The organism is Haladaptatus sp. AB643, from assembly GCF_024136975.1.
Lineage (GTDB): Archaea > Halobacteriota > Halobacteria > Halobacteriales > Haladaptataceae > Haladaptatus.
Genome location: NZ_JAMYJW010000003.1, coordinates 1 through 17502 on the forward strand (window position 1 = coordinate 1; position 17502 = coordinate 17502).

General features: G+C 60.4%; 17 protein-coding genes and 2 tRNA genes. 7 read left to right on the forward strand and 12 right to left on the reverse strand.

Going from position 1 to position 17502, the window contains the following annotated elements:
• The 5 genes from NKF25_RS07000 to pgk form a co-directional block, all read right to left on the reverse strand.
• The coding region (locus NKF25_RS07000; RefSeq protein WP_253225990.1) for a hypothetical protein at positions 1 to 355 on the reverse strand (355 nt) is incomplete at its 3' end.
• A gap of 236 nt (positions 356 to 591) precedes the next feature.
• Positions 592 to 2091, reverse strand: a complete 1500-nt coding sequence (gene dacB / locus NKF25_RS07005; RefSeq protein ID WP_253225991.1) for a D-alanyl-D-alanine carboxypeptidase/D-alanyl-D-alanine-endopeptidase — start codon at positions 2089 to 2091, stop codon at positions 592 to 594.
• 316 nt (positions 2092 to 2407) lie between these two features.
• Positions 2408 to 2481, reverse strand: a tRNA-Thr gene (locus NKF25_RS07010).
• A 17-nt stretch (positions 2482 to 2498) separates the two neighbouring features.
• Positions 2499 to 2975 carry a GNAT family N-acetyltransferase gene (locus NKF25_RS07015; RefSeq protein WP_253225992.1) on the reverse strand — a complete coding sequence of 159 codons (477 nt, stop codon included), beginning with the start codon at positions 2973 to 2975 and terminating at the stop codon, positions 2499 to 2501.
• Positions 2976 to 4175 carry a phosphoglycerate kinase gene (gene pgk, locus NKF25_RS07020; protein WP_253225993.1) on the reverse strand — a complete coding sequence of 400 codons (1200 nt, stop codon included), beginning with the start codon at positions 4173 to 4175 and terminating at the stop codon, positions 2976 to 2978.
• A 210-nt stretch (positions 4176 to 4385) separates the two neighbouring features.
• On the opposite strand from pgk, the gene NKF25_RS07025 reads away from it, so the two are divergent.
• The 5 genes from NKF25_RS07025 to NKF25_RS07045 all read left to right on the forward strand — a co-directional run bounded on the left by NKF25_RS07025 (position 4386) and on the right by NKF25_RS07045 (position 9348).
• The gene (locus NKF25_RS07025; protein WP_253225994.1) at positions 4386 to 5501 is read left to right on the forward strand and encodes a branched-chain amino acid ABC transporter permease; all 1116 of its coding nucleotides are present in this window, start codon (positions 4386 to 4388) and stop codon (positions 5499 to 5501) included.
• Positions 5498 to 6811, forward strand: coding sequence for a branched-chain amino acid ABC transporter permease (locus tag NKF25_RS07030; RefSeq protein WP_253225995.1), 1314 nt, complete (start codon positions 5498 to 5500; stop codon positions 6809 to 6811). Before NKF25_RS07025 ends, NKF25_RS07030 begins: the two co-directional genes overlap by 4 nt.
• Complete coding sequence (locus tag NKF25_RS07035; protein ID WP_253225996.1) at positions 6808 to 7650, forward strand: ABC transporter ATP-binding protein; 843 nt, start codon at positions 6808 to 6810, stop codon at positions 7648 to 7650. The genes NKF25_RS07030 and NKF25_RS07035 overlap by 4 nt, the downstream gene beginning before the upstream one ends.
• Entirely contained in the window at positions 7650 to 8357 is a 708-nt protein-coding gene (locus tag NKF25_RS07040; RefSeq protein WP_253225997.1) for an ABC transporter ATP-binding protein, read from the forward strand. The genes NKF25_RS07035 and NKF25_RS07040 overlap by 1 nt, the downstream gene beginning before the upstream one ends.
• An 88-nt stretch (positions 8358 to 8445) precedes the next feature.
• Complete coding sequence (locus NKF25_RS07045; protein WP_253225998.1) at positions 8446 to 9348, forward strand: right-handed parallel beta-helix repeat-containing protein; 903 nt, start codon at positions 8446 to 8448, stop codon at positions 9346 to 9348.
• On the opposite strand, the gene NKF25_RS07050 is transcribed toward NKF25_RS07045, so the two are convergent.
• The 4 genes from NKF25_RS07050 to NKF25_RS07065 form a co-directional block, all read right to left on the reverse strand.
• Positions 9345 to 10616 (reverse strand): ABC transporter substrate-binding protein, encoded by a 1272-nt coding sequence (locus NKF25_RS07050; RefSeq protein ID WP_253225999.1) that lies wholly within the window; start codon positions 10614 to 10616, stop codon positions 9345 to 9347. The genes NKF25_RS07045 and NKF25_RS07050 overlap by 4 nt on opposite strands.
• 137 nt (positions 10617 to 10753) lie before the next feature.
• Positions 10754 to 12106, reverse strand: coding sequence for an ABC transporter substrate-binding protein (locus NKF25_RS07055; protein ID WP_253226000.1), 1353 nt, complete (start codon positions 12104 to 12106; stop codon positions 10754 to 10756).
• A 143-nt stretch (positions 12107 to 12249) separates the two neighbouring features.
• On the reverse strand, positions 12250 to 12810 hold the full coding sequence (locus tag NKF25_RS07060; RefSeq protein WP_253226001.1) for a CBS domain-containing protein: 561 nt from the start codon (positions 12808 to 12810) through the stop codon (positions 12250 to 12252).
• A 138-nt stretch (positions 12811 to 12948) separates the two neighbouring features.
• Positions 12949 to 13707, reverse strand: a complete 759-nt coding sequence (locus NKF25_RS07065; RefSeq protein WP_253226002.1) for a GTP cyclohydrolase IIa — start codon at positions 13705 to 13707, stop codon at positions 12949 to 12951.
• Positions 13708 to 13853: 146 nt separating this feature from the next.
• On the opposite strand from NKF25_RS07065, the gene udk reads away from it, so the two are divergent.
• Positions 13854 to 14657: a uridine kinase gene (udk, locus tag NKF25_RS07070; RefSeq protein WP_253226003.1), complete on the forward strand. Its 804-nt coding sequence runs from the start codon at positions 13854 to 13856 to the stop codon at positions 14655 to 14657.
• 8 nt (positions 14658 to 14665) lie between these two features.
• Here the strand turns inward: udk and NKF25_RS07075 are convergent, their stop codons facing one another.
• Together NKF25_RS07075 and NKF25_RS07080 are read right to left on the reverse strand one after the other, a co-directional pair.
• Positions 14666 to 14986: a DUF5785 family protein gene (locus tag NKF25_RS07075; RefSeq protein WP_253226004.1), complete on the reverse strand. Its 321-nt coding sequence runs from the start codon at positions 14984 to 14986 to the stop codon at positions 14666 to 14668.
• A 44-nt stretch (positions 14987 to 15030) separates the two neighbouring features.
• Positions 15031 to 15681, reverse strand: a complete 651-nt coding sequence (locus tag NKF25_RS07080) for a helix-turn-helix domain-containing protein (protein WP_253226005.1) — start codon at positions 15679 to 15681, stop codon at positions 15031 to 15033.
• A gap of 182 nt (positions 15682 to 15863) precedes the next feature.
• Here NKF25_RS07080 and NKF25_RS07085 point away from each other — a divergent pair, with 182 nt between their 5' ends.
• Positions 15864 to 16814, forward strand: coding sequence for a malectin domain-containing carbohydrate-binding protein (locus NKF25_RS07085; protein WP_253226006.1), 951 nt, complete (start codon positions 15864 to 15866; stop codon positions 16812 to 16814).
• Between the two features lie 481 nt (positions 16815 to 17295).
• Here NKF25_RS07085 and NKF25_RS07090 read toward each other — a convergent pair.
• A tRNA-Ser gene (locus NKF25_RS07090) sits at positions 17296 to 17378 on the reverse strand.
• Between the last annotated feature and the right edge of the window lie 124 nt (positions 17379 to 17502).

The following is a 17502-nucleotide window of genomic DNA, read 5'->3' on the forward strand; positions in this document are numbered from 1 at the left end:
CCATCAGATCCGGATGGTCAGCGTTCGGGTAGCGAAACGACCACGCTCGGTCGAACTCGATACCTCGTCGGTAGCCCTTCAGCAGCAGATCACCGAGCACGTCGCGGAAATCCTTGAGCACGGCTTGCTCCGGTGGTTTCGTTGGCTCGGGTGGATTCATAATCTCCTCGGTCCCCCCCTTTTCGAGATGAGTGATTTCGGCCATCAGGTTGGGCGTCTCGTCGGGATATCGGAACGTCCACGCTCGGTCGAATCGGCGGTCGTTTTTGTACGCCGTACTGAGGACCATCTTGAGCGTGCTCCTGAACTCCTCGGGTTCGGCCATCCAGAGGGGGACACTCTGGGTGCGGCTCATGAAAGGGAAGCAAGCGTGCTGCCAGTATAAAACCGTCCGATAATTATTCTGGTAGAAACAACGAGCAACAGTTCACAATGCGGAATCCGGCGTTAAGCGGTAGCTAATCCTGTCCACGGACATTCGTATCACCGAAGCAGTCAGTCCGAAGCGGGATCCCCCTGTAAAACCGACTGCCCCGTTTCTCCGCCGTCCCGCTACCGTTCGAACCACGTGATACGATTGTGTCCGAGCGCTCAGGCGTCCACGAGCGCTCTCACCAGGTCGTCCTGATAGTCCCGGGCGTCGCCGAGTCCCACGGTCACGTTGGACATGAGAATCGAGAACAACACGTCGGGTTTGCCCGTTCGGCGAATAGCCCCGGACAGCGACCGCGTTCCCCGAACCGTTCCGGTTTTCGCTTGGACGGGCACGTCCACGTCCCGCAACCGGTAGGCGAGCGTACCGTGTCCCGGCGTCGGGAGCGACCCGAACAGGGTTTCGGACCACGGTTTCCGACCAATCCATTCGAGCATGGAAACCATGTCGGCGGCCGAAATCAGATCGAACTGCGAGAGTCCGGACCCGTCGCGGAAAACCGTCGCAGGCGCTCCCAAACTCTCGAAGTAGGCCCCGGTTAGGTCCGTCCACGCGTCGAACGACCCCACCCCCGTCGCACGGCGTGCGGTCATCAGCGCCAGTTGATCGGCATCGACGTTGTTCGAGTACAGCAACATCGGCCCGATGGTCTCGTGGAGTGGTTCCGACCGGATGCTCGTCCGGAACGCCGCCGTTCGGTCTTTCTCCTCCGTCTGCAAGGTCACGCCGCCTTTCACCGTCACGCCTGCGTCTTCGAGGAACCCCGCGAACACGGCGGCGGCGTGTTCGTCGGGGCGCATCACGGGTGACAAGTCGGTCTCCTCGTACCCCGGCGGGAGTTCGCCGATGGCGTAGATGGTCCCGTTCACCCGGTCGAGGTAGGTGTAGAAGTAGCCGTCCGACCCGGCGGGCGCTTCCGAGAGGTGGGACTCGACGGGGACGAACTCCGAATTCGGTTCGACCGAGAGATCGATCCCGTCGTCGGTTCGCTTGGCCGTGATGGCGACCTTGTTCCAGTACAGCGCGAGCGTCGAACTCGGCGCGCCGTAGGAGTACTGCGGGTCCTCCCAGGTCCACCCCTCCGGATAGCCGGGACCGCGAACCGAAAAGACGGGGCCGTACCCGGACGTGTCGAACGCGGTGATGTCCGCGACGACGTCGCCGTGAACCGCCTCGATTCCCTCATCGGCGACCTGCCCCGCCAACGTTTTCAGGTTGTTCTGCGACAGCACGTCCCCGTTGCCGCGAATCACGAGGTCGCCGTGAAACTGCGTCCCCGACTTCGAACCGTCGCCGATCACGCTGGTTTCGAACCGCTCGTCGGGTCCGAGATGTTCGAGGGCGAGCGCCGTCGTGAGCAGTTTCGTGTTCGACGCCGGTTTGACGACCTTTTCCGACTCGTGACTCGCCAGCACCTCGCCGTGCGGTCCGGCCTCCTTGGCGTATACCGAGACGATTCCCCCGGGGAACTTCTCCGACGCCTGTGCCAGCAGTTTTTCGACGGCCGAGTCGCCCGACCAACACGACTCGTCCCGTCCGTCGTGCTTTTTGTGCGACTCCTTTGCGAGCGCACCCTCGCTGAACAGCGTTCCGGCACCGACCATGCCGGTCGCTCCGAGCATCGTTCTCCTGTTTATCTTCCAGCTTTTATCTTTCATTACAACGTTGTATTTTCACGAACCGATCAAGTACACATCCCCTTTCGTGCTAGGGTATCTCTCCCACCATAACGTGTCGGATCGAACGCCGTCGGGAAGTAACGGGAATTACCGTCGGCGAGGAGAGGGTTAACGGGTAGTTTCCACCGGTATTGTGAATGCCCTGTCGAACGCTGTAGCTCCCAATCGAAACTCCCGATTCCGAGCAACACCAGTGTGGTACTCCGTGCAAACCAGTGCGGTACGCCGTGCAAAAACCTCGGGTTCTTTCGAGCAGCTATCCCTATCTCTCGGTGCCAAAACGAACCGCGAAGGAAGCCAAGGGTGGGATTTGAACCCACGTAGTCTCGATTACAAATCGAGTGCTTGAACCACCCAAGCTCCCTTGGCGCAACCCCCACTTCTCGCTACTCCTTTGAGTGGTTATCGTTTTCGCTCGATTTTTCCATCTCGATTCGATGCGGTTCGTACCCTCTGTTTTCGTACAGTCTGCGGGCGTTTTCGTTCCTCGCCATCACGTCGAGGGAGAACGCCTCGGCACCGCGCTCCGCGAGCATGGCTTCGGCTTCGTCCAGCAACGCGGATCCGACACCCTCGTTCCTGTGCGACGGTGCGACGTAGACGTTCTGGATGAGCCCCCGGGTGGTCGTCTGCTGGTAGAGCCCGGTCTGTAGCTCGAACATGACGAACCCGACGATGCCCGAATCGCGAGCGACGAGCAAGCCGTCCTCGATGATGTGCCGGGCGATCGAATCCCGAACTGCCCCCCGATTCTCGTCGGCGAGGATGTGGGAATCGTACGTGCGCTGGTCCCGCGCGAGTTCCACCCATCGCTCCACGACCGGGTTGATGTCGGCGCTCGTCGCCGCCTCGATGACCACCATCTATTGGGAGAGTGCCTGTAACGCCGGAAGGGGTTCGCCGGTGAGCATTCGGAGACACGCCCCACCGCCAGTGCTGACGTGGTCGAACCCGTCGAGGTCGAACTTCCGAATCGCGGCGGCGGTGTCACCACCGCCGACGATACTGAACTCGGCGTTCCCGGCCTCGATGTATAGCTCCCGAGTGCCGTCCGCGAACGTCTCGTCCTCGAACACGCCCGCCGGTCCGTTGAGGATGACCGTCCCCGAGTTTTGGAGGATGTTCGAATAGGAGCATATCGTCTCCTCGCCGATGTCCATCGCGGCCTCGCCTTCCTTCGGTGGGAACTCCTCCCGGGCGAGTTCGACGCGTTCGCCGTCCCGTTCGACGGCGGCGTCCTCGGGGAGGTGAATCCTGTCGCCGTAGGTTTCGAGCAGGTCGGCGGCGTCGTCGATGTAATCGATGTATCCCTGGTCGTGGATGAACTCCTTGCTGGCCTCGCCGAGGTCCGCGCCATCGGCGAACAGGAAGACGTTCCCGACGACTCCGGCCGTCAGGATGTGATCCGCGAGGTCGCGTTCCAGTACGTTCCTGGCCACGGCGATGGAGTCCGAGACCTTCGCGCCGCCGACCACGTACGTACGCGGGCGTGGCGTTCCTTCGATATCGCCGAGCACGTCCACTTCACGCTCCATGACTCGACCGGCGTATCCCGGTAACCGGGTCGGAAAACCGACGAGTGAGGGCTGTGAGCGGTGTGCCGCCGCGAACGCGTCGTTGACATAGACGTCGAGTTCGGGGGCAAGTCGGTCGACGAGATGGGTTTCGGCGGCCTTCTCCGCCGGGAACTCCATGTACTCCTCGCTGTAAAAACGGGTGTTTTCGAGAACCACCGCTTCGCCCTCGCGGAGGTTCGACACGGCCCGGCGTGCCTCCGCGGAGAACGTCCCGTCACAATAGGAAACCGGATAGGAGAGCAACTCGTCCAACCGCTCTGCGTGTGCCGAGAGACCCGCGAAATCGTCGCTCCCGGGTCTCCCTTGGTGGGCGAGAATGGCGACCTTCCCGCCGCGCTCCAACAGCTCCGAGAGCGTGTCGACGTGCGCCACGAGCCGCGCATCGTCGGCGAGGCTACGGGATTCGGTCAACGGACTGTTGATGTCGATACGCACGCCGAGCGTCGTCCCTTGAACCGCGAGGTCATCAAGGGTCAGTATGGACATACGTGTGCCTGCAACACCGCTCGGCATATGTGTGTCGGTAGTTGAGCCTCGAAATAAACACGGTTTCGAGTAAATAGTCGGGTTATTTACTTTCTACACATTCCTCTCTGGACCTTGTCAGTATGCCGTCGTTACCGGAATCCGATGGGAGGCTCTGTCGGAAAGGTTTAATAGCCTGACTGGAACCGGTTATCATGTGGAGAGTTATCAATGGACGATGCAACTGAGACCTATTCACGTGGACGCCGCCTCATCGTCGAACGACCACTGCTCGTGGTCGTCGGCTTATTCGCGGTGCTCCTCGTCTTCGATTTCATCCAACGCTTGGTAACCGGCAACCTACGCGTCTCCTACGTCGGGTCACTCATCTGGACTGGCCTCATGCGGGGACTCATAATCGGCCTCGCCGGAATCGGGCTTTCGATGACGTATAGTATTCTGAACTTCGCTAATTTCTCGCACGGGGACTACATCACGAGCGGCGCGTTCTCGGGATGGGCAGTCACGTACCTCATCGCGGGACTCGGGAGCAACAACATCGCGGGATTGTTGCTCGTCGGCGCGGGCGGAACCGTGTACGCGAGCAGTCTCGGTATCACGATCGCGACGACGCCGGTGGCCGTCATCCTCGGCATGCTGTTCGCCGGAGCGTTCACCGTCGTGTTGGCGCTTCTCATCGACCGGATCGTGTATCGGCCGATGCGTGATTCGGAGGGGATCTCCTTGCTCATCACGAGCATCGGCGTCGCGTTCGTACTTCGCTACCTCGTCGTCTTCGTCTTCTCGGCCGAAAGCCGCGGAACGACGGCGATCCAGGACATCCCGTCGTGGAATCTCCTGCTGTGGGACGGGACGGTACGGGTCACGGCACACGACCTGACGATCCTCGTCTGTACGGTGGGATTGATGCTCGGCGTGCACATGCTGCTCCAGCGGACGAAGCTCGGGAAGGCGATGCGCGCGATGGCCGACAACGAGGACCTCGCTCGCGTTACCGGGATTCCGACCGAACAGGTCATCCGCTGGACGTGGATAATCGGCGGCGCCCTGACCGGCATCTCGGGCTTCCTGCTGGTGCTGTGGCGCGGAACCATCATATTCAATTTCGGATGGCTCCTCCTGTTACCCATCTTCGCCGCGGTCATCCTCGGCGGCATCGGGTCGATTTACGGCGCGATTCTCGGGGGGCTGGTTATCGGTCTGACGTGGAACCTCGCCATCATCTGGATCCCCAGTGACTTCGGCCGTGCCGCCGCGTTCGGCATGATGATCCTCATCCTGCTGTTCAAGCCACAGGGACTGTTCGCAGGGAGGACGACAGCATGAGTTCGAGCGTCCGCGATTTCGAAATCAACGACACGATGCTCATCCTGGGCGCGCTGTTGGCCATCTACGTGCTGTACCTCGTGGGAGGTACACTGCTCGGCTACTCGCTTCGTGGCCAGTTGAACTCCCTCGCACGGCTCACGTTCCTCATCGGCGTGTACGGGATGTTGGCGCTCGCGTTGAACCTCCATTGGGGGTACACCGGGCTGTTCAACATCGGTATCGCGGGATTCATGGCCGTCGGATTGTACACGATGGCGATGATCTCGAAGCCCCCTGCAAGCGCGAGTGCCGGTGCCGCGACCGTTTCCGGTCTCGGCCTCCCGCTGTGGGTCGGCATCCTCGGCGGAATGCTCGCCGCGGCGATTCTCGGCCTGTTGGTGGCGCTTCCGGCGCTTCGGTTGCGCGCCGACTATCTCGCGATCGTTACCATCGCGACGTCGGAGATCATCCGTTTCATCGTGACGTCGAACCAGTTCCAGACGTTCACCCTGTTCGGCAAGCAACTCGGAACCGGTGGCGGTCGTGGACTGTTGTTGAACTTCTCCGATCCGCTCGACCCGCTGTTCAACAGTGGGCCGTACACGGCGATCGAGCACGCACTCGATCCGTTCGTCGGCGGTTCTTCCGGTCCGGTTCTGGACTCGTTGACCTACGCGATCATCCTGTTACTGTTCGTCGTGGCCTACTACTGGCTGATGAAGCGGACCGGCGAATCGCCGTTCGGACGCGTGCTCAAGGCCATCCGTGAGGACGAGCAGGTCGCGAACTCCCTCGGGAAGGACACCGACCGGTTCAAGATCAAGTCGTTCATGCTCGGCTGTGCGCTGATGGGGCTCGCGGGTATCCTCTGGCAGATGCGCCAGGGTGCCATCACGCCCACCTCGTTCAAGCCGCAGGTGACGTTCTTCGTCTGGTTGGCCCTCATCATCGGCGGTGCCGGGTCGAACACCGGGAGCGTCCTCGGCGCGGCGATATTCGCCGGGCTATTGTATCAGGGACCGCTGTACCTGAAGAACATCATCCGGGGATCGATTCAGGTCCCCACCGCTCCGAACTCCTTCGCGGGTGCGGTCGGACCGATACTCAACGGCAACATCATGCCGTTCGTTTCCTACATAATGGGTAACATCAACGCACTCCAGTTGGTCATCATGGGCTGTGTCCTCATCTGGATCATGCACCACCGGCCGGAGGGCGTCCTCGGTCACCGCAAGGAGGAAGCGGCGAGCATTCCGCTCCTGCGTCCAGGCGGTGGCTCCGGTGGTCCGAAACCGGATGCAGCGGCGGACGGAGGTGAGGAGCAATGACCGCGAGCGAAGCAGAAGACACCGACGATGCGAACTCGCTCGACATCGGGAACGAAGTCGCCGACCTGAGCGAGACGCCGCTCCGGGTCGAGAACCTCCGGAAAACGTTCGGCGGTATCACCGCCGTCGACGGGGCGACGTTTTCGGTCGAACAGGGCTCTTTCACCGGCCTCATCGGGCCGAACGGGGCCGGGAAGTCCACGACGTTCAACCTCATCACGGGCGTCTACCAACCCGACAGCGGTTCGGTGTACTTCAACGACCGCGACATCACGGGATTGCAACCGTATCAGATCGCCGACCGTGGCATGGTCAGAACGTTCCAGATCGCCCGCGAACTCTCCGAGATGACCGTCTTGGAGAACATGATGCTCGCCCCAAAGGGACAGGAGGGCGAAGCGCTCTGGCGATCCGTGATGCCGATAATTCGAGGCGACGTGCGCAAACAGGAGGAAGACGTGCTCGAACGGGCGTGGGAGATGCTGGAGTTCTTCGAGATCGACCACCTCGCGAGCGAGTACGCGGGCAACCTCTCCGGCGGCCAGCGGAAACTGCTGGAGATGGCGCGGGCACTCATGACCGACCCGCAGATGGTACTGTTGGACGAACCGCTCGCGGGTGTCAACCCGTCGCTGGAGAAGAAACTGCTCAAACACGTTCACGAACTCCGTGAACGCGGCTACACGTTCCTGCTCGTCGAACACGACATGGACGTCATCATGAACAACTGCGAACACGTCATCGTCATGCACCAAGGAAAAGTACTCGCCGAAGGGGAACCCGCGGCGATCCGTTCGAACGATCAAGTCATCGACGCCTACCTCGGAGAGGAGATCTGATGGCGCTGCTCGATATCGACAGCTTGGACGCGGGGTACGGCGAGGACTTACAGATCCTCTCGGACGTCGATATGCGCGTCGAGGACGGCGAGTACGTCACCATCGTCGGTCCGAACGGCGCGGGGAAATCGACCGTGATGAAATCCGTCTTCGGGTTGACGACGTACATGGGTGGCAGCATCAGGTTCGCCGGAACGGAGATCCACGGCGACGCCCCCGAGGACATCATCCACCTCGGACTGGGGTACGTGCCCCAGAACGACAACGTGTTCTCGTCGCTCACCGTGGAGGAGAACCTGGAGATGGGGGCGTACATCCTGGACGAAGTCCCGGAGGACGCCATGCAGGAGGTGTTCGACCGCTTCCCAATCTTGGACGAGCGCCGGGAGCAGAAAGCGGGAACGATGTCCGGCGGCCAACAGCAGATGTTGGCGATGGGCCGGGCGCTCATGCTCGACCCCGACCTGCTGATGCTGGACGAACCAAGTGCGGGGTTGGCTCCCGACCTCGTCGCCGAGATGTTCGACAAGGTGGACGAGATCAACGACCACGGGACCGCCATCCTGATGGTCGAACAGAACGCGAAGGAGGCGCTCCGACGCTGTGACCGCGGCTACGTGCTCGTGCAGGGTCAAAACCGCTTCATGGACACCGGCGACGCGCTGCTGGCGGACGACGAGGTCCGACAGGAGTTCCTCGGCGGATAATCCCGGGATTTCGGCGGATACTCCCGTACCATACCACCCCGTTTCATCGTGCCACAATCGCCAAGGACCAGCACCGCGTGTCATCGTCATGATTCTCTCACGCCGGAGCGGTTCGGCCGTCGCACTCGTGGTCGTCCTCGTGCTCGCTTCAGTTCTCGCTTCCGGCGCACCCGTGCCGACGATACCGGCTTCCGCGTCCCAGTCCGCTGAGACCGCATCCCAGTCCGCCGACGCTGCCCCGACGTCCCTCGATTCCTGTACGCGGATCACCCACTCCGGCCACTACGTCCTCTCCAACGACATCGAAACCCGTCAGCGGGCATGTCTTCGGATCGACGCCGACGATGTGACTCTCGACGGAGCGGGACACGTCGTGGACGGACGGGTGTTTCGGGAGGGTACGGCGGGCATCGCCGTGACGGGTCGGAACGTTACGGTTCGAAACGTCACGGCCATTAACTGGACGTTCGGCATCGAATACGAGAACGCGAGCGCCGGAACGGTAGCGAACGTGACGACGTGGCGAACCGCGGACGGAGTCTCGGTGTTACGCTCCCCGGAGACACGTCTCCGGCGGGTGACGGCGACGAACGGGTTCACGGGAATCGCGATGAGCGACTCGAACGGGAGCCGAATTTCGGACAGCGATGTCCGCGATACGAGTTCGTCGGGCGTGTTCGTCTCCGACTCCGAAAACGTGTCGCTGGCGAACGTCTCGGTCGTGCGAAGTAAGATCGGCGTGGCGCTGGCCGGGGTCCGAAACGGGAGCGTGACGGACGTGGCCGTTCGCTCGACCGAGGATGGCATCCTGCTGGTCGATTCACACGACAACACGATACGGAACGCGACGCTGACGAACCCGGACGGTAGCGCAGTCGTGACGCGTTCGAACGCGAACGACAATCCGATCGTCGGTAGCCATGGAAACTGGACGGCACGCGACGCGTCGAGGACGACGCACGCGAAAAACGGGCGAGAACGTGGCGCTTAGCTCAGCGCTTGCTGGATGACGGCCGTGTACGACGATTCGCCCTTGTTGAACGCGACCTGTTTGCTCACCGAACCACCTTGGCTCGACGTGAATTTTTTCGTGAACTGATTCGATAGCTGTTGGCCGTAATCGTTGTTCACATACAGCGTCGCGGCGGTTTTCGCGCCGAGCCGTTCCGCTGCTATTTGCGCCATTATCGCACCCTGAAGCAAGTCACTCGGTGCGGTTCGGAAGACGAAGTCGTTATCCTTCAGGTTCGTGACGGTGACCGCCGTGCTCGACGGCGAACAGCCCACGATCTGATTCGGGACGAACACCTCGGTCGCGACCGGGATGTAGTTCCCCGAGGACGCCGGGCCGGAGATGGCCGGGAAGCCCGCGTTGACGAGCGCGTTCGCGCCGCTGAGCGACGCCTGTCGGTCGGTCTGTGTGTCCTCGACCTGCGTTTGGACTTCGAGGTCGACGTTCCCGTCGTTCACCTGCTTGATCGGAATTTGCGACGCCTGCACCATCGCCCCACCGACCGAGGCGAGGTCACCGGTCTGCGGGAGCAGGATGCCGACCTTGATCGTTCGGCCCATTCCACCCGGGGCGCTGTTCGCCTCGGGTCCACCCGGTTTGCTCGTGAACTCCCGCGTGTTGACGACTTTGATGCCGTCCGGCGTCTGCGGTGCGAACTTCCAGACGTCGTAGGCGGCGGACGCCGGACCGCCGTGTACGTCGAAGTTCGTCGAACTCGATGCACCTTGATAGTTGATATCGTCCCCGTTCGCTGCGGCTTTGACGGCGTCCACGAAGTTCGCTGGACCGAACTCCTTTCCGGGCGGGTTGGCGACCCGACGCATCTGGTCGCGGATCTTGGTCCCGTCGTTCGCCCCCGCCGCCGCGTTGGCGAGGATGAGGATGGCGACGGAATCGTACGATTGGGCCGTGAAGACGCTCGGTGGTGCGTTGTACTGGTCCCGAAACAGCTTCGTGAACGCCTGCTGATTCGGTCCGGCGGCGGCGGGTGCCGTCCCGGTGACGTTTTTCATGTCGTTGCCGACTTCTTTCGGTAGACTGGCGCTCTGTAACCCGTCCGGAACGAGAACGGGCACGGATTGTCCGGTCCCGTAGAAGTCGCGGAATAGCTGAATCCCGCTTTCCGGATAGCCGATGACGGTGAGCATGTCCGGCCCACCTCCCTGTTGCAGGGTTCCCATCAACCCGACGGTACTCGTTGCACCTACCGCTCGGAGGTAGGTGCGGCGGTCGATTTTGTGACTCATACCCGGTGGGAGTCTCAACGTTCCGAGGCAAAAATGTATCTTAAATTATCATTATAGATGTCGCTCGATTCATCGGATGTCGACCGATACAGTAGGGGCGACGGTTTCCATCGAAAACGGTCGAACGAGAGGGGAGCTTAGCTCGAACCGGTCGCCTTTTTGATGACGGACGTGTAGGAGGATTCTCCCTTGTTGAACGACACCTTCTGTAGCACCTCTCCGTCGTACTTGTCGGTGAACGTTTTGGAGAACTTGTCCGACAGCTGTTGGCCGTAGCTGTTGTTCACGAACAGCGTCGCGGCGGTCTTGCCGCTGAGCTTCTTGGACGCGACTTGCGCCATCACCTTGCCTTGGAGCAGGTCGCTCGGTGCGGTCCGGAAGACGAAGTCGTTGTCGTCCAAGTTCGTCACGGTCAGCGCCGTACTGGACGGCGAACAACCGACGACGCCCTGTTTGATGTACACCTGCTGGCTCACCGGGATGTTGTTCCCCGAGGATGCCGGGCCACAGATGGCCGGGAAACCGGCGCTAACGAGCGCGTTCGCGCCGCTGAGCGACGCCTGTTTCTTGGTCTGTGAATCCTCGACCTGGGATTTTACCTTGATGCTGATGCCCGCGTCGTTCACTTGCTTTACCGGCATCTTCGCGGCTTTGATCATCAGGCTCCCGGTCGAGCCGAGGTCACCGGTTTGAGGGAGCAGGATACCGACCTTGGCGGTCCGGTTTTTCCCACCGGGCGAGCTATCGGCCATCTTGCCGCTCGGTTCGCCCTCGAAAGTGATGGTATCCTCCGTCTTGATCCCTCCGTCGGCGCTCGAATCGAACTTCCAGACGTCGTAGGCCGCGGACGCCGGGTCACCCTTCTTGTCGAAGTCCACGACGCTGGACGCGCCTTGGTAGTTGATGTCCTCGCCGCGTGCGGCGGCTTTGACGGCGTCCACGAAGTTCTCCGGTCCGTACTTCTGTCCGCCGGGATTGGCGACCCGTCGCATCTGGTCGCGGATCTTGCCCCCGTCGTTCGCCCCCGCCGCCACGTTGGCGAGGATGAGGACGGCGACCGCGTCGTAGGAGTGGGAGTTGAACACGCCCGGTTCGCGGTTGTACTCGTCCTTGTACATCTGATTGAACGCCTTCTGATTCGGCCCGGACGCCGCAGGAGCCGTTCCAGTGAGGTTTGCCATATCGTTGCCGACGTTTTTGGGGAGCGTCGAATCCCGCAACCCGTCGGGGACGATTATCTTTTGGTTTCCGTCGGTACTCTGGTAGTAATCGCGGAACAGTTGAATCCCGCTTTCCGGGTAGCCGATGACGTTGAGAACGTCGGGGCCACCGCTGTTGTCGCCGCCTCCGCCGCCGTTTCCGTCACTACTGCTCTTGCTGGTACTGCTGTCGTCGCCGGCACCGCCACCGCCGATACAGCCTGCGAGACCGGCAATTCCGGTTGCACCCAGTCCCTTCAGCACGTCACGTCGATCGATATCATATCGCATGGACAGCCATGGGTCTCGACTCAGGCGATATAAATCTACCTTTCCAGATTATTAACTCTCTGAAACATTGATGTTTAATATCAATGATTAATAATTTTACTGGGTCCCAGAGTGATTCGAGTTTCGGAAAACTGGAAATCCCGCTAAAATTCGCGACAGTCGGCACAGACCAACTGGCCGTTGACGTTCGTCAGATCGTGCGTCAGTGCGCCACAGACCTCACAGATGCTTTGGCCTTCGTATTCGGTCCCGCCGTTCGTTCCCATCCGGTTTCCGAGGTCCCCTTGGTCGATCTCCCGCTCCTGCGTTCGCGAGATGCTCGACGGGGATGTCGAAGCCGAAATCACGTCCCGTTCGGTGAGCACCCCGAGCAGTTCGTCGTCAGCGGTGACGATGATCCGGCGAATCCCTTGTTGTGCCATCATCCCCGCGGCGTCGGCTACACTCCGGTTGGGTTGCACAGAGAGCACGGGTTTCGACATCGCTTCCGAAACCGTCGTTTCCATCGGGTCGTCTTCGTTCGCGACGAGGGCGATCACGTCCGACTCGGTCATGATACCGACCGGCTCGTGACCCCTGAGAACGACGACGCTCCCGACTCCTTCGTCGTGCATGAGACGGACCGCTCCAAGAACCGAATCGGATTCACTGACGCCGACGTATTCCCGCGTCATCACGTCCCGCACGATAACTTCCGCGTCCATGTGTGAACAGTTGACATGGTCGTTCTAAAAAGTATCCCCGGCACCTTTATTCCCACATCCAGCGAAAGGTACTAGCCGATTTTTCGCCGTCGAACGATGCGATTCGAATCCGATTCGAATCGATTTATCAGACTCCGACTACTCGAATTCGATCCTGCTTCCGGTCGCTCGACACGTCTCCAAGGCGTGCTTCGCGTCCATTCCGGCGGTTTGCGGGACTCTCCCCGTGCCGACGCCGACTTTCAGTTCGACTTCGACCGTCTCCTCGACGTGCTCGATGACGTCCTCGTAGTCCGATTCGTCCATGTTCGGGCAGACCGCGATGACGTTGTCGCCGCCGACGAAGAACGACAGGGAGTCGTGTGCCTCGCGCATGTATCGCATCAGTTCCGCGTACCCCTGTTCGATGTGGATGAAGGAGTCGAAGGCGTTCACCTCGTCGGTGTAGTTGCCCGTCATGTCGTTGACGTCGAAGTGGGCGATCTGCACGTCGTCGTCGGTTCTGAACTCCTCGTCGATCGTCCGTCCGTCGAGGATTTCGCGGCGCGAATGATCCTGCGCGCTCCCGGCGTCCTGGAGCAGTTCCGTCGCATCTTCGAGCGCCTGAATTGGACTCGTTCCGGTGGCGACGCTCAAACTGACGGTTACGGGGTATCGATTTCCGACCGATTCCTGCACGAGCGCGTGATCGGACAACGAGAGACCGTTCGTCACGGCCACCATGTTGTCGAAGCGGGTGAAGAAGACGTACCCTTCCCGGTTACCGATGAGTTGGGAGAGGTCGGCGTACAATCGCGATTGAAGCGTTTGGAGGTCGACTTCCCGACGCGGTTCCGGCGTCACGGTCCACGGCCCGTAGTTGTCGATTTGTATCAACGTGAGTTGGGCGTTCGTCACTGTTGGTCGGGAGTTGGGCACACGGTATTATAAGCGAACCTAATCGTGATTTGCGTCTCAAAAATGGAATTGGCGGAGAACCGATCAGATTCCACACTAATCCCGAAGTCGGGGGATTCAAATCGTCGTTTCCCCTGCATCCCACAATGAGTATTCCGTCGTTCGTCATCGGTATCGCCGGGGGTACCGGCGCGGGGAAGACGACAGTCGCCCGTGAAGTCACGGAATCCCGGAGCGATTCGGTTACCCGGATTCCATTGGACAACTACTACAAGGACCTCTCGCACCTCGATTTCGAGGAACGCGCCGAGGTGAACTACGATCATCCGTCGGCGTTCGAGTGGGAACTGCTGCGTGAACACCTCGATTCGCTCCTTTCCGGACAGGCCATCGAGATGCCCCAATACGATTTCAGCGTTCACAACCGGAAGGACGAACGCGTCACCGTCGAACCGACGGACGTGGTCGTGCTCGAAGGAATACTCGCGCTGTACGACACCGACGTCAACGAGATGCTCGATTTGCAGGTGTACGTCGAAACCGACGCCGACGTGCGAATCCTCCGCCGAATCGAGCGGGACGTGGTGGACCGGGGCCGTGACCTCGAAGGCGTCATGGACCAGTATCTCTCCACGGTGAAACCGATGCACGAGCAGTTCGTCGAACCGACGAAAAAACACGCCGACCTCATCATTCCCGAGGGAGCAAACCGGGTCGCGGTCAACCTCCTCGAAGAGAAGGTCCGCGCGGAGACGCGTTCGGAACGCGCGTGGGAAGTCGAGGAGGAACTCTATCTGCCGGACGGTGACGTGGAACGAACCGACCAAACCGATCGACCCGAGCGAGACAGTCGTACCGAACCAAGCGGCCGAAGTGACACGAACGAGCCACCTGCCGCGACACCCAACGGTGGCGGCGAACGATGGCGCTCGTCGAAAGAATCGAAGTGAGTTACGCGTTACGCTCGTTTCTTTTCCGGGTTCTCGCCGACCGGGTGGTAGTCCCAGAACCCGCCGGATCGCATTCCTTTGCCGACTGCTTTGTGGAAATCCGTGATCGTCTCGTACTCGTCCTCCTCGACGTGGTCGAAGATGTCGGCGACGCTGACGACCTTCTTGTAGTTGATTCGGATCGGTTCGTCGGCGTGTGCCTCGACGAACTCCTCGCGTTCGAGCGGGAAATCCTCGTCTTCGTCTACCTTCTTCGCGAGGATAGCCATACCGTACTTCCGTCCTCCCTCGCTCCCTTCTTCACCGTCAGGGTCGTGGGGCCAGTCCATGCTCGCACGTTTCGTTGAGGGGGCAAAAAGGATTGCTTTCTGTCCTACTCGCTCGGCGCGGTAAGCCCCGTCTCGACCAAACTGCGGTGTCCGCGGCGCAGTCGTTCGGACACGGCTTGGTGTGAAACACCCAACTCCTCGGCGAGGTCCTTCGTCGTCGCCTTTCGCGGTATCTCGTAGTACCCCCTGTCCATGGCGCTTCGCAACGTTTCGTACTGCTGTTCGGTAAGCTTGTGCGACTCGTCCAGCAGCGTCGTTCGCTTGTGAACGTTCTGTACTTCGATCGGTATGCCGGTGTCTTGGCAGGATTCGTACACTGTCGAAAGCATGTCGCGGTCCACAAACTGAATACGAAAACTCCACCGATTGTTCGCGGCACGTGCGGTAAGGACGGTCGTATCGCCCATCGAAATCACGGAAAGCGTTTCGGCAACGTCGGCACCCCATCGCATGGAAAACAACCCCTGGTCGTCCAACTTCGTCAACAGTTTGGCATCCGTGACAGTTCCGTCGTCGTCGAACGCCTTCTCCACGGTCGAAATATCGGTCGCGGTCGCGCGCAACTGTGGCATCACGTATTCCGCTTGGTGTGCGACGACTCCCACGACTTCGAACCTCGAACCGGGCACCTGCGAAAACGTTTCGCGGAGTGCAAACTCGCTCGTCGGGAGCGCAATCTCTGCAATCGTACTCACCCGAGTGAGAAGCAACAGCATCCAGTTCGATGTTCTGCTTGCTAATTCATGCTGCTTTAAGAATAGCCGGACACGTCACATAACTAATTTCGGGTGGATTTCACTTTAGCTGGTGTATAATTAACTGGATAGGGTCCTGACCTTCGGATAATGTTGCGGTACATACGGGGGAGATGAGAAATATGTCAGGCTCTTCATCCGGCGGTTTAATCCAGGGAATACTCATCGGCGGCGGCGTCGTTTTCTTCGTTGCTGGCCTCATCATCGTCGCGGGGATTCCCGGCGGAATCCTCGGACCAGCAGGCAGTACGAACGGTGGCGCGAACGCTTCACCGGGAACCTCGCCAGCCACGACCAGCGTGGAGGCGACGTCCACCGCGGCGACGACGACCCAAACGACGAAATCGGCCACCACTACGCCGAAAACCACGGCGACACCGACGAGTACGACGAGTACAACGACATCGACTACTTCGACCACCCAGACGACACAACTGCAGAAGACGGTCCGCTATCGTGTCAACGTCGGTGGTCCACAGCTCAAATCCTCCGACGGCGGCCGGTACTGGCTCGCGGACACCGAGGATAGCCCGTCACGGTTCAACAACGCGCGTATCAGCGGTAGCCACACGAACAGCACGAACGATTACATCTCGATGACGTCCGCCGTCCCGTCCGGAACGCCCGAAGCCATGTTCCAGAGTCGGCGGTACGACGCCGACGTCGCCGGAAAGCCGAGCGACGACACCGAGATGCAGTATCGGTTCCCGGTACGGAACGGCCGGTACGAGGTCCGGTTGTACTTCGTCGAGAGCTACTTCGACAAACAGAGCTACAAGAAGAAAGGCCCGCGTAAGTTCGACGTCGAAATCGAAGGCAAGCGCGTCCTCAAAAACTACGACATGTTCAAGGAACTCGGTCACAACCGCGGCACGATGAAGTCGTACACGGTGACCGTCCGCGACGGCGTGGCCAACGTGAAGTTCATCCACGAGAAGGAGGACCCGATGCTCTCGGGCATCGAAATCGTCCGCGTTCAGGGCGGCAAGCAGAAAGGTGGCAAACAAAACGACCGTCAGTCGAACGACGTGAATTCGGGCCAGACACTCGCCGCCGCTTCCAAGTCGAACTGACCCTGCCGGTTACCCCCTGATTTTCCCGAACGCCGACCGTTTCAGAACTGTTGTAAACTGCCCTCCGACCCGTTCATCGACCTGTGTTCCGCACGTCGTGCGAAATCTCCGGTCCATTCCGAACCTGACTCCCGTTCCGTGTCTCCACTCATCGTTTGAAATACCGTGTGTTCCATAATTGAACAGTTGTTGAACCATCTGTTCGATCCTGATGGGATGTTTCGTGTCGCCGTCGGTCCGTAACGGCCTCCCGAATTTCGGATTTGGATGCCGCTCTCCCGCTCCTGCCGAGACGAGCGCCGCATCGCGGCGCTCGTCGGGTAATCGCGTGAAAAGCGGTGGGAATGGGATTTGAACAACGTCCGAGAACCTGCGCACAGCGCAGAACCTCGGTCTAGTTCAAATCCCATTCGTCGTTTTCGATGCTCGTGCTGTGCCGAGCGCCGCTACGCGTCACTCGGTGATTACTCACATCGGAAAACGGTGGGAATGGGATTTGAACCCATGAGGCATGACGCCACCTGCTTTCAAGGCAGGCGCAATAGGCCGCTCTGCCATCCCACCACGAGAGTGTCAGTTTACCCCGACGCCCTGATGCGATTTTACGGCTTCAAGACGTGAAACGAAAGATGACGATTCGCAGTACCGAAGCCCGATTGAACGAACTCGGAAACCACGAAACCGCCGT